General features: G+C 43.7%; 15 protein-coding genes. 10 read left to right on the plus strand and 5 right to left on the minus strand.

Annotated features, from left to right (window positions below; genetic code table 11):
* The first annotated feature begins 180 nt into the window (after positions 1-180).
* From MKY98_RS02040 to MKY98_RS02055, 4 genes are all read left to right on the plus strand, one after another.
* Positions 181-315 (plus strand): hypothetical protein, encoded by a 135-nt coding sequence (locus MKY98_RS02040; RefSeq protein ID WP_256026043.1) that lies wholly within the window; start codon positions 181-183, stop codon positions 313-315.
* A gap of 72 nt (positions 316-387) precedes the next feature.
* On the plus strand, positions 388-1,863 hold the full coding sequence (locus MKY98_RS02045; RefSeq protein ID WP_069010744.1) for a radical SAM/SPASM domain-containing protein: 1,476 nt from the start codon (positions 388-390) through the stop codon (positions 1,861-1,863).
* Positions 1,860-2,369, plus strand: a complete 510-nt coding sequence (locus MKY98_RS02050; RefSeq protein WP_069010745.1) for a hypothetical protein — start codon at positions 1,860-1,862, stop codon at positions 2,367-2,369. The genes MKY98_RS02045 and MKY98_RS02050 overlap by 4 nt, the downstream gene beginning before the upstream one ends.
* A gap of 21 nt (positions 2,370-2,390) precedes the next feature.
* Positions 2,391-4,133 carry an ABC transporter ATP-binding protein gene (locus MKY98_RS02055; protein WP_069010746.1) on the plus strand — a complete coding sequence of 581 codons (1,743 nt, stop codon included), beginning with the start codon at positions 2,391-2,393 and terminating at the stop codon, positions 4,131-4,133.
* Between the two features lie 106 nt (positions 4,134-4,239).
* Here the strand turns inward: MKY98_RS02055 and MKY98_RS02060 are convergent, their stop codons facing one another.
* The 4 genes from MKY98_RS02060 to MKY98_RS02075 all read right to left on the minus strand — a co-directional run bounded on the left by MKY98_RS02060 (position 4,240) and on the right by MKY98_RS02075 (position 9,765).
* On the minus strand, positions 4,240-4,989 hold the full coding sequence (locus MKY98_RS02060) for a YcnI family copper-binding membrane protein (protein WP_069010747.1): 750 nt from the start codon (positions 4,987-4,989) through the stop codon (positions 4,240-4,242).
* A gap of 58 nt (positions 4,990-5,047) precedes the next feature.
* Positions 5,048-6,766 carry a copper resistance CopC/CopD family protein gene (locus MKY98_RS02065; protein WP_069010748.1) on the minus strand — a complete coding sequence of 573 codons (1,719 nt, stop codon included), beginning with the start codon at positions 6,764-6,766 and terminating at the stop codon, positions 5,048-5,050.
* Between the two features lie 272 nt (positions 6,767-7,038).
* Positions 7,039-8,889 (minus strand): bifunctional diguanylate cyclase/phosphohydrolase, encoded by a 1,851-nt coding sequence (locus tag MKY98_RS02070; protein WP_069010749.1) that lies wholly within the window; start codon positions 8,887-8,889, stop codon positions 7,039-7,041.
* 282 nt (positions 8,890-9,171) lie between these two features.
* Entirely contained in the window at positions 9,172-9,765 is a 594-nt protein-coding gene (locus MKY98_RS02075) for a DUF5317 domain-containing protein (protein ID WP_069010750.1), read from the minus strand.
* Between the two features lie 201 nt (positions 9,766-9,966).
* Between MKY98_RS02075 and MKY98_RS02080 the strand changes: the two genes are divergently transcribed.
* Positions 9,967-11,196, plus strand: coding sequence for a multidrug effflux MFS transporter (locus MKY98_RS02080; protein WP_069010751.1), 1,230 nt, complete (start codon positions 9,967-9,969; stop codon positions 11,194-11,196).
* Positions 11,197-11,265: 69 nt separating this feature from the next.
* Here the strand turns inward: MKY98_RS02080 and MKY98_RS02085 are convergent, their stop codons facing one another.
* A complete protein-coding gene (locus MKY98_RS02085) occupies positions 11,266-11,724 on the minus strand; it encodes a hypothetical protein (protein WP_069010752.1) in 459 nt (152 codons plus the stop codon).
* A 264-nt stretch (positions 11,725-11,988) separates the two neighbouring features.
* Here MKY98_RS02085 and MKY98_RS02090 point away from each other — a divergent pair, with 264 nt between their 5' ends.
* From MKY98_RS02090 to MKY98_RS02110, 5 genes are all read left to right on the plus strand, one after another.
* A complete protein-coding gene (locus MKY98_RS02090) occupies positions 11,989-12,570 on the plus strand; it encodes a sigma-70 family RNA polymerase sigma factor (protein WP_238794844.1) in 582 nt (193 codons plus the stop codon).
* A complete protein-coding gene (locus tag MKY98_RS02095) occupies positions 12,560-13,360 on the plus strand; it encodes a DUF3600 domain-containing protein (protein WP_069010754.1) in 801 nt (266 codons plus the stop codon). Before MKY98_RS02090 ends, MKY98_RS02095 begins: the two co-directional genes overlap by 11 nt.
* 130 nt (positions 13,361-13,490) lie before the next feature.
* The gene (locus MKY98_RS02100; protein WP_029514687.1) at positions 13,491-13,841 is read left to right on the plus strand and encodes a metal-sensitive transcriptional regulator; all 351 of its coding nucleotides are present in this window, start codon (positions 13,491-13,493) and stop codon (positions 13,839-13,841) included.
* A gap of 55 nt (positions 13,842-13,896) precedes the next feature.
* A complete protein-coding gene (locus MKY98_RS02105; protein WP_013308457.1) occupies positions 13,897-14,097 on the plus strand; it encodes a copper ion binding protein in 201 nt (66 codons plus the stop codon).
* Positions 14,098-14,214: 117 nt separating this feature from the next.
* Positions 14,215-16,671, plus strand: coding sequence for a heavy metal translocating P-type ATPase (locus tag MKY98_RS02110; RefSeq protein WP_069010755.1), 2,457 nt, complete (start codon positions 14,215-14,217; stop codon positions 16,669-16,671).
* Positions 16,672-16,918: the final 247 nt, after the last annotated feature.

A 16,918-nucleotide genomic window follows, 5' to 3' on the forward strand; every position in this document is an offset into this window, starting at 1 on the left:
AAAGGTGAATGTGAAATAAAGATGCCTCGTCGAATTATTGAAAAAAAAGTGGATTTATTTGGTTTAGTGAGATGAAAATCACTTTTTTTGTTTTTAGGAATCTATAAAATATAAATGGGATTATATTCAATTTATTATATTCCTTTAAAGAAAATGAAAAAAATAGAGGGGGTGCTTAAGGTGAAGGAAGTTACTACATTTGAATTGGAAAATTGGGAAATGGAAGAGTTATCAGTGGAAGAAGTAAAACAATTTTCTGAAGTTATCTTTGCTTCGTGTGGCATTGGATGTGGTGGAAGTAGCGGTACGCAATAATCGGCTTACTTAATAAGGGAGGTAGTAGTGAAAATTCATTACTACCTCTATTCATTGGGAGGGTGTGATAATATGTTGGAAAAGAAGTTAATGGATCAGTATCATTTCTATCTTAGTAGTAGTAATAACTTACAATGTCTTGTTTTAGACAAGATTAGTTTCGGCATATTTAGAATTCCCTATAATATAGGGAGAATACTGGAATATTTTAAAAATGTTAAGGATGTCGATTTGGTTTGCTTAAAATTCAATATCAGTACTGATCAACTTAAACAAATTCTAGTACGCTTTAAAAGCAATATCCCCAATTCACCAGAACACTTACAAAATAAAGATGATAGCGAATTACAAAGTAGTCTGAAAATACTTAGATTAGTAGTAACAAATATATGCAATTTGAAGTGTAAATACTGTTACGCGGATGAAGGTACTTACCACTCTGAGAAAAGATACATGACTAAAGAAGACGCTAAAATAATTATTGATAAAATATTAAGTGTATACAACGGAATTGAGGAAATTTGCTTTTTCGGAGGGGAGCCTCTCCTTAATGTCGATACAATAGAATTTGTATGTAAATATTTAAGTGAGAAGTTTAGGGACGGCTTAATCTCTTTCTTTCCCAGATTTTCAATAGTTTCAAACGGTACTATTATGAATGATAAAATTATTAAGCTGATCAATGAATACAAAATATATACTACAATAAGTTTAGATGGTCCAAAAGAAATAAACGATGAGCTCCGCGTTGATAAGGCGGGATTTGGAAGTTTCCAACGCATCGAATCCAATATAAATCGACTACGGCAGTCTACTCCCCAGCCTTCTATGATTGAATGTACTTATACCTCTCTACATGCAGAATATCAATATACAAACAAAGAATTGCTTACATATTTTGATCAGGGCTTCGGTGTTAAAACAGTCGTTATTAATCCGGTTGAGGTTAGTGGGAAGAATGCAACTTCAAAAACATTACTGCTTAATGAATCACAAATGAAAAAAAGAGTTAGCAGTATCCCAGAACAATTCAATGAATTTTTAGAACAAGGAATTCAACATACGGGCGTTTTGAGATTTATTACTTCTCTGCATAATAAAGTAGAATCTGCGTCTTCATTATATCACTGCAATGCCGGCATACAGCAATTGACTGTAAATACTACAGGGGAGGTATATCCTTGTCAGCTATTTATCGGCCTTGATAATAATAGATTTTCAATGGGCAATATCTTGGAGGATGAAGTATACAATGAAAGTTTTAAAAATGTTCAAAAAGTACTGATTAAGAATAGCAAACAGAACTCACCCAAATGTAAACAGTGCCCGGAGAGACGTTTATGTGATTGCTGTATAGCAACTATATTTGAAAAAAACAATGTGTTAGCACCTTGTTCACCTGACTATTGTGCTAAAAGAAAACGAATTAACGAGCAATATATGGATTCTGCGCTTGGTATTTATTTAGATAAGAACAAGTACAATCTTCTTATTAATCGTATTAAAGATTTAAAAGAAGACTTTAAATTACGAGGAATTGACTTATGAGTAATTATGATTTAGTTGTTGAAATGAATCCGCCATTGGAAATCCTTTTAAAAAAGTATTTCATTGGAGAGCAGTATGAAAAAATTGCATTAATTCCTTTTAGTATTGCTAATGAGGATAGGACCATTTTTATTACTTTGGAGAAAATAATTTATGTACCTTCTAAAGCAATGGGAGTTCCTAATCAATTTCACGTGCAGCTAGATCCCCGATTTTTAAAAAGCGCTCTTGCATACTGTGCAAGTTCACAATTACATTTTGGGATTATTCATAATCATCTTAATAAAGATATACAATTTTCTACACAGGATATAAAAGTAGAGTGTATTTTGAGAAATTATATATTTACTAAATTTAATTCGAAAATGATGTTTGCTAATTTTTTATTTTCTGAGAATAGAGTGAATATGAGGGTTTTCTTAAATAATATTCAGAAGGAAGTCGATAGATTTTTATTTGGGGGAAGGAGCGTTTTAGCGAATAATAGTACTTTGCATTTGCAATAATTAAAACGGGGGTAAACATGTATGTTGAAATTTGTATTAAGGTACAAGGTTAAGCTCCTGCTTGTCGTTTTTGGGGTTATCGGAAGCAGTTTGTGTAGCATTTATATGGCTTTTGTTTTCAAACATTTGGTTGATAATATTAGTAGACCAGCGCAAGTTTTCTATACAACTGCAATATTTTCAATTTTATTTATGGTAGCCAGTACATTGATCAAATTGTGGATGCAGTATATGAAATCACTATATATGAAAAGCACAATGATTCATGTGAAAAAGGAAATATTCCATTATATAGTGCGAAAAAATGTAGCTCACTTTGCTTCAAGTAATAGTGCTAAATATGTATCTATTTTAACAAATGATCTGAAGATGGTAGAAGATGACTATTTCAAAAATATTTTTTTGTTGCTTGGGACAGTCTCTTCATTTGTGTTTGCTATAATTGGTATGTTTGCGATTAGCTATAAATTGGTTCTTTATTTGATTGTTATGGCTTTGCTTTCTGCTTTAATTCCGAGATGTTTTGGCAAAACTTTGAGCGCTTTAAAGAAACAATGCTCTGATACTCTTGAAAAGTTTACAATTAAGGTTAGTGATATATTTTCTGGCTTTGAAGTTGTTAAGAGCTTTGGTATTGAGAGAAAAATAGAACATGAACATGCAACCGTCAATGAAGATGTGGAAAATACAAAATATAGATTTAACATTCGGAGCAGCTATGTGGATGCCATAAGTGAGGTGTTTGGCGGCTTTATTTTTATGTCTATCTTTATAATTTGCGGATATTTGGTTATGCAAGGTGAGATTACTCTTGGTGCAATGATTGCCGGCATTCAGCTTACTAATAGTGTTGTGAACCCTATATATATGAGTATTCAGCACATCACACGCATTAAATCTATGCAGGATATTTCTAAAAAGATTACAAATATAGTATCATCCGTCAATCCAGTTAAGCCGATCGATTCTGCTTTGAGTGAGGTATCATTTCTTCATTCTATTCGTTTTGAGAATGTTTCTTTTTCTTATGATGATAAGATACCTTCGTTAGAGAAGATTAACTTAGTCATTGAAAAGTCAAAAAAGTATGCCTTTGTAGGAGTCAGTGGTTCGGGAAAATCAACTTTTCTCAAACTGTTGCGCAAGGAATATGAAAATTATACTGGGAAAATTGAGGTGGATGGATGCGATCTGAAAGAAATATCGTCGGAAGATGTTTATCAATTTCAGTCTGTTCTTCATCAAAAGCCTTTTTTATTTGATAGTACAGTAAGAGATAATGTTACTTTGTTTCAGCCATATACGGATGAGGAGATTGCGGAGGCGATAAAGATTGCTGGATTACAGGAATTATTACACAAGCTGCCGTATGGTTTGGATAGCTTGGTGGGTGAGAATGGAAATCTAATATCTGGTGGAGAAAGGCAACGGATTGCACTAGCACGTACAGTTATTCGACGCATGCCGTTGCTTGTTCTTGATGAAGCGACTTCTTCTCTTGATAATGAAACTGCTGTTGCAGTGGAAGATAGTATCTTGAATTTGGAGAATGTGACTTGTGTGGTAGTTACACACAGACTGATTCCACAGCTATTGAGCCGTTATGATGAAATAATTGTGATGCGTGATGGGCGAATTGTGGAGCAGGGGGCATTTGATAAGTTAATACAGCAAAAACGACATTTTTACAACTTATATTGTGTCGCTAACGCTTCTTTACAAGATGAAAAACAGATAAATCCAGATGAAGTTGTTGGGATATAACCTAAAAAACACAAAAACCTGGCCTGAACGGCGCGGATTTTTGTGTTTTTTATTACTAGTAGCTAGTGATTTTACAATACATTTTTACCTTTATACTTAACCCAGATTACTTGCGGCGCTTGAGTGCAATGCCGACAGCTGTGGCACCAAGAACGACTGCAATGATCGAGAGAACGAGTGCTGTCGTTTGTGCAGTAGAGCTGGCTGGAACAGAAGCGGCAGGTGCAGCTTCTACAGCATTGTTTGAAGCAGGTGCGGGGCTGCTGCTATCTTTAGTCGTATCTGTGCTCGCGTGACCTGCTGTCGTACCCGCCGAATCGTGTCCGCTGTCTGCGGCAGGGACAGGAGTTGCGGACGTGGCATCCGCCGTGATTTCGGTAATAGAATGAGGACTGTTACTTCCTTCATCGCCTGTCCATTCCACGATACTTCCGTCACTATAATATTGGAAGGCGTCCCAGGCTGCTGCGGTATTCTGGTCTGCATTTTGCGCTACAAAGCTAAAACGCTGATATTGACCTGCTTGAATGCCGTCTTTTTCAGTCGTCCAGGTCACGGTGATTACTTTGCCAGAGCTGTCTTTTTCGGTGGCTACCTTCCAATCCGGTACAGGCTCGTATTGTTTGAAAACGACCTCTTTCGGAATTTTCAAGGCGACTTTGGTGGTTGGAATGTTTTTTTCCACGGGTACTTTCAATGTGTACGTTTCCCACGCATTAGGTTGTGAAACAGAAGGCTTGACTGTCACATGTGCACTGGCCATACCTGCAAAAAGTAAGGCACCCGCTGCGATTAGACCCACAGAGGTCGCAAACCTGGAAAATCTGGATTTTGCTGTTTGAATTGTTGTATTCATATTCAATTATTCGCTCCTTTTAAGTGAGGATTTCACAAAATCCTGAAGTATAAAATAATTATTTTTTACCGCCTACATGCAGGGTGAATTCAGCATCAACCGCATCGAGTGAAGCCGTCAGAGCATGTACCTTTACCGCCCATGTTCCTTCGGAGGTCATCAATTCCTGACTGCGGAATGGCTGTTGCTGCTTCACAGGTAGAACAAATTCCTGTTGATCTTGGTCAGGGTCTGCTGGAGTGAGCGTTAATGTAACCTGCTGGATTCCTGAAACGGCAGCACCCTTGCTGTCCTGAACGGATACCTTAAATTCATTGCTGCCCACAGCATTGGGACTGACTGCCAGGGTAACGTTATATCCACCCGTAGTGCGAGTCTCCTCAAACGGTACAGCAGGTGCCTGACCGGGTGACAGGTGAGTGAGCACCGCAGTCAACAGCATCACGAGCAGGCCGACGGACAACTCGGCACGCAATCCCCGGGCGGCTTGCTTGCTGGGCGCCGCTTGCCGTGCGCTGCGGAACTGGCTGGCCGCGAAGGCCAGCATGACTAGCAGCAGCGCTGCCTTGCCGAGCAGAACGAGTCCATAGGACGTGTTCAGCAGCATGGAGGGAGCCGGAATGTACAGCACGGCTCCATATATACCGGTGGCGAGTAACGCCGCCACCATAGCAATGCCCCAGCCGGCGAAGCGGCGCAAGGCGGCTTGTCGTAGAGTTGCCCGCTCGGATACGGGCAACTCTGCTCCGGCAACCGGCAGGCACACGACCATGACGGCAAGTGAGCCGATCCAAAAGGCTGCTGCCGCGAGATGGACGAAGTCCGCCGCAATGGCTGGAGCTGGATGGGTAGCCGCTGCCGGGTGACCGACAAAGGCCTTGGACAGCATGAGGCATAGCGTTAGGAGAGCCGAGCTGTAGCCCCAAAGACGGCGCTGGCGACTCGAAATGCTGTAATCCAGCGCGTAAATCAGCGTTACGCTTAGGAGTAGCACGAGAATCATCTGGATAAACCAAATTTGTCCGGCTCCAGTAAACTGGAGAGCTTCTCCCAGAATCGGGAGTGAGAAGCCCTCCCTGATGGAAACCCCGGCATCCCATGAAGCCTGAAGTGGCAGGCTGATCAGAATGGCGGCAGACGTTATGCCGTAGCCGCTCCATAGCAGTTTATTCCAGCGGGGCGATGTTTCAAAGGGCCGCTGATTTTGCTTATGCTGTTCACTTTGATTCTTGTCTTGGCTTATGCTCGGTAAGATGAACAGCCGGAAACAAATCGCTCCAAAAAGCAGCGATAGTCCTATGTAAAGAAACCAACGGACAGCGATTAAGTCGATTCGTGATGTCCCTGAGCCTTCAGGTGCGGTAGCTTGATGGGTAGGCGCATTGGAACCGCTGCCTACTTGAAATGGAATAACTCCATTAACTGGATGTCCGTCTGCGGATAAAGCTCTCCAACTAACAGAGTAAATTCCATTTTTCATCCCTGGGATCAATTGGATTTCCATGGTGGCTTTGTGATTCGGGTCAAGCTGTGCTTTTCCTGTGTCGACCCGCTTGCCTGTTTCGTCGGTCACTTTGATCGACATGAAGGCAGATTGCAAATCTTCATTGAAGGTAATGGTCACCTGAGAAGGCGACTTGTCCAAAACCTGATTTTCGGTCGGACTGGATTCAATGACAAATGCATGAGCCCACGAAGAGTGAGGAAACAGGACCAGAAGGGGGAGACACAGCAATAAAAGACAAGCCACACGGGCTGGTCTGGACAGATACAACATGCTTGTGAAGTCACCTTCTCTCGATTACTTGAAGCGAGGATATCCCCATTTATAACATTTTATACAGGAGGATTTTGCCTGACGGACAAATCCATTCCTATCTTAATCATAGTGCATATAGCGCGAATAGATGGAGCGAATTATGACATTTATATGAAATTTGAAATAATAAGCATTATACAAAATGTCAATCATATGAAAGCCCCTAGTGTGGTTGAATTCAGGACGATTTCAACCACACTAGGGGCAAAGAGGAAGAGCCTATGAAGGAATTAGAGCCCTGTTTCCATGAGATCCGTGAAAGCAGGTTGCTTATGTTGAATATAATGGATAAAAGTAGCCGTTAGTTTGGGATCGAATTGGCTACCCGAGCAAGCACGTAATTCTTCAATGGCCTCCTCGAACGTTTTGGTGGGTTGATAGGGACGCTCGGTTGTCATCGCATCAAAAGAGTCGATGATCGTCAGCATCCGACATAAAAGTGGAATTTGCTCGCCCTTAAAGCCAAACGGATAGCCTCCTCCGTCATAACGTTCATGATGCAGCTCCACAAAAGGAATCAAATCTACGAATCGTTCGTTGGCTTCTACAATACGCTTGCCCCACATGACATGCGCTTGCACCATCTGCCATTCCTCACCGGACAGCTTCTCTTTTTTATTGAGGATATTCCAGGGAATCTCCAGTTTACCAATGTCATGAATGAGAGCTCCTAGTATGAAACGCCGCTTATCCTCCGGTCCGAGTTGAAGCACATCGCTCATGTCTGCTGCATATCTGAACACCCGTTTTGAATGCTTGAAGGTATTAATATCCTTGTATAAGAACAAATTAAGCTGCTGCTCAAGATCACGAATATCCTGCCCCAGATCCACCTCACGCTCCACTTCATTTAAGCTTCCATGCGTATGAACGATGTTTTTGCCCTGTTTCTTGGCGTAGTACAGGGCTTTATCCGCTAGATCGACCAGCTGTGATTTGTCGTAGATGTCAATGCGGCTTTGGGCAATACCTGCGGAGAAGGACAGACAGCCATGTGGAAAAATTTCGACACCCTCATAACGAGAATCATTTAATCTTTTTCGAATAGCATTGACTATTTCATAAGCTTGTTCAGCGGTATGATCAGGCATAAGCAGGGTGAATTCTTCTCCACCGTAGCGGGATACGGTGATGGGGGTGTCGGAGGTTTCCTTCTTAAGAAACTCACCGAGAAATCCCAGTAGCTGATCGCCTTTAAGATGACCGAAATGATCATTGTATTTTTTGAAATCATCAATATCAATCAGCGCCAGACTGAGGGGAGTATTCTCGGATCTCGATATATTTAATTCAGCTTCAAGTGTATTTTCAAAGTAGCTGTGATTGTATAGCCCTGTTCTGCGATCCATGTTCGCTTTTTCTTCGATTTCCCGATACAGCGTGAACATTTGCTTGAATGCGTGAGACAGGAGCATGCTTAGCCCAAGGAACAGCAAAAGTCCTAAAATGCCGTTGTAATAAATCAGCGTAGTCAATACCAAAGACAGAATGAGTGTACATAAGTATACGAGCAGGGATTCAGCCAAAAAAGCCTGTTTAAGCTCATTGAAGGACCCTTTGTATGCACTATAAAAGTAGATACCCAGTGTGATGGTGTTCACCGCAAAGTAGCAAATTAACGCCAGCAGGTAGGAAGCGAAATGCTCTTGGTTTAAAGCTCCCTGCGTTCCGCCGCTTAGTTCAAATACTGTTGAAGACAGGAAAATGGAAAGGGCGTAAATGGAAAAATTGACGGTATGCTTCCACCATGACAACTCAGTGTGCCGGAACATAGCGATGATTACATTTAACAGCAAAATCAGGATGGCAATTTCGGTACCATGCACAAAAATACAAGCCAGATACACGGAGGAATCCATGGACTGCTTGTTACTGGCTGGGGGTAGCTGGAATGTAAAATGCTCCAGAATCAGAACGGCTCCCAATAGGGAATAGATCGTGACCCACTCTGTTGTCGTATAGTGCAAAAAGGACCATTGGTTCGTATACAGGAGGACGATCACGCCTACCATACATATGGAAAACACGTATATTCCCGTCGCGGTAACCCGTTCTTGCAGCTTTTTTATTATACTCATCATTTCTTCTCCTGCCTTGTCGTATCTTGATGTCAAAGCTACCAGGGGTGAATGGGATAATTTACAATTTTGTAATCGAAAATTTCACATGAAAAAACAGGCCGGAATCCAGCCTGTTTTGTTGAGCCTGTGCTTCCTTTTTTTCTTATCGGTGACTAGCCCCCGATTTTGTAACCGGAAGTCAAAGCAATTATGACAGAAGCCACGATAATAGCATTGATAATGACACGGGAGTATTTCAAGTTTTTCATAGGGTTCCCTCCCTTCCTTGGAATAAGGTGTGCACTAGGCGTGGCGGGGATTGGTTTCTTGCTGCTTATCCTTAGTTCTCTTCACGACCATAATGCTTTGGATAAACAGGAACATCCCGAAGTTCATAACAACATCCCCAATACTAATTACCTGCGTGCGGGGATAGGGCTTGGAGAGAGGAATAATGTCACCAAGCAATGATAGACGGGTGCTCGCATCCATCATGTAATGTTTTGAGATGACACTTCCGGATTTAAGCATATCTGTATAATAGGGACCCAGCACCTCCGAAGCGCTCAACGAGACCGGCATCCTGCCGCCATTCACCGCCATAACGATAAAATTCATCAATACGCCCATTATAATAAGTTTGAATCCCTTATGATGTCTGTTCAACCAGAGAAATATCAATCCAACCACGTAGACTCCCATAAATAGATACCCGTTAATGGCTGCCAGCCAAGCCCACTTTTCCTGGGCATAAAAAATAATGAATTGTACCAGCAGCAGCACAGGGAACATCCAGCCGGCTATAAGGCGAATTTGACTGAAACGGATCAGACCTTGCCGCCAGCCTCCTCTGAACAGACCTACAATGAGACCCAGTAGCACTCCATCATAGACCATTATCATTCTCCAGATTCCACAAATTTTTGTTTTGGTTACCGTATAATTCGACCTGAAATTGGTAAATTCCTGCCTGATATATAGCAGTTTTGAAAAAAAATTGCGGATTAGCGTGTAATTATTCGAAGCCAGACGAAATGAGTGATATCATGATGTATTGAAGTAATTATTTATATTTTTGTGAAAAGGATGATTATTATTATGAACCGGTTATCCAATACTGTTATGGTTGCCGCAGATATGACCAAATCGCGAATATTATGGATCGCCTTTGTCCTGGGTGCATTGAGTGCTTTCGGGCCGTTGTCCATAGATATGTATTTGCCGTCGCTGCCTACATTAGCCGACAATTTGCATACGACTACTTCATTGGCGCAGCTTAGTTTGACCGCCTGTCTGTTGGGACTGGCCGTTGGCCAGATCGTTGCTGGTCCTCTTAGCGATGTGAGAGGTCGCAGAGGACCGCTGGTGATCTCGCTCATTCTGTACGCTGCTGCTTCGCTGTTATGCGTGTTTGCGCCGAATATCGGTATGCTCATTGCGCTTCGCTTTATTCAAGGGCTTACGGGCTCGGCGGGGATCGTAATTTCCAGAGCTGTAGCCCGTGATCTTTACTCGGGCAAAGAGTTGACACGCTTTTTCTCACTGCTCATGCTGGTGAACGGCGTGGCCCCCATTGCTGCACCGGTACTGGGCGGTGTCATATTGAACTTTGTTTCCTGGCGTGGTGTATTCATGGTGCTTTGTGTAGTGGGCGTGGCTATGCTGATTGCCGTCGTGTTGGGTTTGCCAGAAACGTTGCCAACGAACCGCCGCTCATCCGGTGGCTTGAAGCAGACGCTAGGAACACTCGGTCATCTGTTTGCCGATCGACGCTTTATGGGCTATGCCTTCTCACAGGCGCTGATTACGGGAGCGATGTTCGCGTATATCGCTGGCTCACCATTCGTGCTTCAGGATATTTTCGGGGTTTCCCCTCAGACGTATAGCATCATTTTTGCAGTGAATGGTTTGGGGATTGTACTGTTTTCCCAGTTAACGGGTAGACTTGTGGGTCGCTTCAGCGAACGACAGTTACTCTTGTCGGGTCTGGTCATTGCGGCTGTAGCCGGAATCAGCTTGCTTACTGTAGCCTTTACTGGAGGTCAATTGTTTGCTGTTTTAGTTCCTCTGTTTTTTGTCGTTTCCTGCGTAGGGATTGTAAGTACAACGACGACTTCATTGGCAATGCAGAGTCAGCAGCGCTCCGCAGGCAGTGCGTCCGCTATGCTTGGTTTGTTGCCTCTATTGCTGGGTTCCATCGCTTCACCGCTAGTAGGCTTGGGGAGTGGAACAACCCCCGTACCCATGGCGGTCGTTATAGCTATAGCCGAGGTTGGTGCGCTAATAAGCTTTGCCGTACTTGCTAAGGAAACACGCGCGAAGGCTTGAAATTAGGCGAATTGAACTAAAAAACTCCCCTGGACTGATACGTGAACCATTTCAGTCCAGGGGAGTTTTTTACCGTTTTGCAATCGAGATATCTTCGGCTTCCTTTGCGGGCAGAGGTATCTGTTTTAAGTACATACGAGATGGTTTGTGAACCAGAATTGAAATAAGCATGCAGATATGAACGGGAAAGAAAGGGTCTATTCCGTTGATGTTCAAACCAAAAATGGATACGAAAAGCAGTAAAGTAAGGGTGAGTTTATACTTTTTTGTCGCAATAAACAGCAAGATCATTATTGTAGGAAGTAATCGAAAGAGCAATTTTCCGAATACAAATCCGACCATATGAGCGGTAGAACCTTCAAGTGGAGGTGTGATGGATAGCGTGCGGGAGGCCATATGGATTAACCGAGACTCCCCACCTGTCGGTTGGGCTGAAATAAATACACATCCTGCGATAATGATTACAAGGATTTTAAACCACAACAGGCCTTGGATAAGCCGTAACAAGGGTGTAATCTTTATTTTCATTGACTTCTAATAAGCTCCTTCGACGTATGATTTGTTATTATTGCTCGTTTGTATATATACAAGACAAATGGGAATTGCAACTTTAATATTATATCAATATATTACCAAAAGAGTAGTCCTGCTAAAGAATGATTATGCGGAGACTATTTTCCTGATGTTGAGACAGAATCGAACGATATTTTGGTTTCCTGCCAAATATATAGATGTGAGATGAAAGAAAGGGGGAGATCAGGATTGGACAACGCAAGGAGGCGGGCAAATTTGATAAAGAATGATTTGATGGTTGCTCTTGTTACGGAGACGCTGGCTGGCAGTCGTGAGGCTTACAGAGAACTGTATGATCAAACAATTCATACAGTCTATAGAACGGTGCATTTTTTGTTGGAAGAGAAAGTGGATGCTGATGATGTGGTGCAGGAAATTTATATTCATGTATATAAATCACTTGGGCAATTTGACGAAAGACGTCCTTTTCATCCTTGGCTAATGGGGGTCGTTATGCGTCAGATCCGGGCTTACCGTAGAAAACAATGGATGAGGCTACGAATCACAAGCAAAGCAAAAAGGCTCGAACTTCATACATCTCATGATTTTTCTGAGGAAATTGTGGACAAGGTTGCAAATCATGTATTGCTCCAAGCAGTTCAGCAGCTTTCGTTCAAGCTTAAACAGGTAATTGTGTTGCACTATTTGCAGGAATATTCCCAAGAGGAAATCTCCAATATTTTAGAGATACCGTTAGGCACGGTGAAATCACGAATTCACGCGGCTTTGCAAAAGCTTCGATCGAAAGAGCAGCAGGAACATTTTCTAATCGGAAAGGTGGAGAAGATCCATGAAGCTTGAGCAAGAACTACGTAGGGTGATGCAGCAGGATGATGACCACATATTGGCTCCGGCTGAATTAAAAGAAAACATTATGGGTCAAATTGAACGGCTTGAAAAAGGAGGACCTAAATCTATGAAAAGGTATATTGTGATAACTCTTCTCGTAGTGTTATTACTAATTCCAACAGGTGCTTTTGCTACTTACACTTATTTGGCGGATACAATATATGGTTCACAGGAAAAGCTAATTGAAATGGGAGGATCGCCAGAGGAATATAATAGAGTAGAATCCAAGTTGCAGCAGGTGCAGGGGCATTTAACGAAAGAGGAGTTCACTGTTTTTATAGGGTTATTGAGAGAACTCGGGGCCTATAATCTGAAAATGACGGATGAAAACGGCGCACTCCACAAGGAGCGCTTAAGCGCAGAGGAACAGCGTGAATACGATCATATATCTGCCAAGCTGGAGCCGTATTATGACAAGTTGAATCAGGGGAAAGCGCTAACCCAAACGGACGATGGTAAAAAAGATGGCGGTGATTCTGCCATTACGGGCACATTAGATGCAAAGGCCCACGCAGGCATCGATTTACAGGTCGAGCTGGACTATGCGAAAAAGGTTCTGACTGAGGATGAATTTGTAAAGTTTCGTGTACTGTTCACGAAGTTCTACGAGTATGTACCCCGCATTACAGGGGCCAAAGGTGTACTATATCCAGATCGTTTATCTGAGAGGGATAGAAAAGATTATGAGGAACAGTTAGAGTTGCTACAGCCTTATTTTGATCAATTTAATTCGCTTGAGTAGAAACAGTGGCGAAAATCAAGGCGAAAAAGTGACATTTTCCTGGAATGTTGACATACCCCGTGGGGGTATATTATGATGGGGATATAACAAATGTTTAAATGCATATATACACCACACAGGAGGCTGATGTATGGCTGAGGAGCAATCTGCTTCCCACACTGAAGTCCATGAGAATCACTGTGGAACAGACGGGGAAAAGACAATTAGAAAAAGTCATCATTCGGCAGAGTTCAAGAACAGCCTCGTATCCCGGTTGAACCGTATTGAAGGTCAGGTTCGCGGAATTAAAGGCTTGATTGAGAAGGATACCTACTGTGACGATGTACTGAACCAGATTGCGGCTGTCCAGTCCGCGCTGAATGGTGTCGGTAAGCTGCTGCTGGAAGGGCATATGAAAAGCTGTGTCATTGAGCGCATGCAGGCAGGAGAGCAGGAAGTGATTGACGAGCTGCTGGTTACGGTCAAAAAGCTAATCCGTTAAGAGTAGTATTCATACACATTATGGGTACGGAAGTACCCCAGAGGAGGAAAAGAAAATGGCACAAGTTACATTGAATGTAGAAGGCATGAGCTGCAATCATTGCGTGAAGGCAGTAGAAGGAGCATTGGAGAAAGTTGGCGCTACCGGCAAGGTCAGCCTCGAAACAAAACAAGTGAATGTAGAATATGACGAGTCCAAGCTGAACGTTGAAGCGCTGAAAACAGCCATTGAAGACCAAGGCTATGATGTTGTTTAAGTAATGAAGGTGTTTTATGTGTGAAAAGACTTGTTTCGAAGGAGAAGCTTCCGTATTAGAAGCTTTTTCTTTTTGGATATGATATACCCCACTGGGGTATAGGAGGAGGGTTATACCATGGAAAACCGTGCGACCGACGGTGACAAGCAGGCAACGCTTCACATTACAGGGATGTCCTGTGCCGCCTGCGCAAGCCGTATTGAGAAAGGTTTAAATCGAATAGATGGTGTGGCACAGGCTAATGTGAATTTGGCTTTGGAGCAGGCGTCGATATCCTATGATCCCAAGCAGGTGGAGATCGCTGAATTCCGCGACAAAATTGCTTCTCTTGGGTTTGGAACTGTAAGTGAAGAAGCCAATCTGAATGTAACGGGCATGACTTGCGCGGCCTGTGCAACCCGGATTGAAAAGGGATTGAATCGGATGCCTGGTGTAACAGGTGCCACGGTAAATTTGGCGATGGAAACCGCTCATGTGGAATATGCCGCGGGGAGTATTGCGGTTGGTGATCTGGTGAGCAAAATTGAACAGCTAGGCTACGGAGCGATCCCGCAGAGCGCTGAGGACAATATCGCGGATGTCCGCAGTAAGGATATCCATCGTAAAAAATGGAAGTGGATTGTGTCCGCAGTGCTGTCGTTGCCGTTGTTGTGGGCGATGGTGGCTCATTTTTCCTTTACATCATGGATTTATGTGCCAGAACTGTTCTTGAATCCATGGTTCCAACTAGTGCTGACAACGCCGATTCAGTTCGTCATTGGTTGGCAGTTTTATGTGGGCGCGTACAAAGCGCTTCGTAACGGCAGTTCGAATATGGATGTGTTAGTTGCACTAGGTACGTCTGCGGCTTATTTTTACAGCTTGTACCTTACTCTGCGTCCGGCTGATGTTATGGAGGGGATGGCGGGAATGCCTGTCATGACCATGCCGGAGTTGTATTACGAGACAAGCGCGGTGCTAATTACGCTTATTTTGGTTGGTAAATGGTTCGAAGCGGTAGCCAAAGGGCGTTCGTCCGAGGCGATCAAGAGCCTGATGAGTCTACAGGCGACAACGGCACGTGTAGTACGTGATGGGCAAGAGCTTGATATTCCGATTGAACAGGTACGTGTGAAGGATATCTTTATTGTACGACCCGGCGAGAAAATTCCTGTCGATGGTGTGGTCGTAGACGGACGTTCGGCAGTGGACGAATCCATGTTAAGTGGTGAGAGTCTTCCGGTTGAAAAAGAAGCTGGTTCCGCAGTTACAGGGGCGACGCTCAATAAAAACGGGGTTCTACGTATCCAGGCTGAGCGTGTGGGTGGTGATACGGCGTTGTCCCGTATTATTAAGGTCGTGGAAGATGCGCAAAGCTCCAAGGCTCCCATTCAGCGGATTGCGGATCAGATTTCCGGTATTTTTGTCCCCATTGTTGTTGCTATCGCTGTGTTGGCCTTTATCGTCTGGTTTTTCCTTGTGACGCCGACTGATTTTGCAGGCTCACTGGAGAAAATGATTGCAGTTCTCGTCATTGCTTGCCCTTGTGCGCTCGGATTGGCAACTCCAACGTCCATTATGGCAGGATCGGGACGTGCCGCTGAATATGGTATTCTGTTCAAGGGCGGCGAGCATTTGGAGATGACCCGTTCAGTCAACGCAGTGGTGTTGGATAAGACAGGTACAGTTACGAATGGCAAGCCCGAGCTGACGGATGTTATGGTTGGAGCAAGCGGCATGGCTGAAAAGGATCTGCTGCGGTTGCTCGGTGCGGCAGAAAAAAGCTCGGAGCATCCGCTGGCGGAAGCCATTGTAAAGGGGATTGCAGATCGAGGCATTGAGCTGGTAGGACCGACAGATTTTGAAAATATTCCGGGTTATGGTGTGAAGGCACATGTGGAAGGTAAACAGGTATTGGCCGGTACACGCCGATTGATGAGCAGGGAAGGCATCGCAATAGATGACTTAGCTGAGCAGTATATGAATGATCTGGAAAATGCAGGGAAAACTGCGATGCTTGTTGCTGTGGATGGTTCCTATGCTGGACTGGTGGCCGTGGCGGATACGATTAAAGAAACGTCACGAGAGGCCGTTGCCCGTCTGCGCGCGATGAACATTGAAGTCATCATGATTACGGGTGACAATGAACGGACTGCGCGGGCTGTTGCCGCCGAGGCTGGAATTGAACGAGTGCTGGCGGAGGTATTGCCTGAAGGAAAGGCTGAAGAAGTGAAACGACTTCAGGAACAGGGCATGATCGTAGCTATGGTTGGGGATGGTATTAACGATGCGCCTGCGCTGGCTACTGCTAATATTGGGATGGCGATGGGTACGGGAACGGATGTGGCCATGGAGGCGGCGGATATTACCCTCATGCGCGGCAACCTGAACAGCATTCCTGACGCGATCGAAATGAGCCGCCGGACCATGACAAACATACGGCAAAATCTGTTTTGGGCGCTCGGGTATAACGTGATCGGTATTCCGATAGCCGCTTTGGGCTTCCTTGCCCCATGGTTGGCGGGAGCGGCCATGGCATTTAGCTCTGTTTCAGTTGTGCTGAATGCGCTGCGTCTCCAACGAGTAAAGCTGTAGGTGTATGGATGTATCGGCAGGATAGCGTGCTGTCGGACTTCTGTATCGAGATAAAGTTATTATCAGAGTATAGAGCAAGTACGCGCAATTGGTTGGTTTCTCTGCGTGCTTGCTTTTTGTTGTGTTTGGTTTTTTAAAACCATCAACTTTCATTACGTCAGGTTGCTTATCATTCGCGAAAGTTCCATAATATTTGTAGGAGTGCCATGCAAGCATGCAAGAACTTCTTCGTATACTCACAGCTTGA

The sequence above is a fragment of the Paenibacillus sp. FSL M8-0228 genome (assembly GCF_038007385.1).
Taxonomy (GTDB): Bacteria; Bacillota; Bacilli; order Paenibacillales; family Paenibacillaceae; genus Paenibacillus; species Paenibacillus polymyxa_D.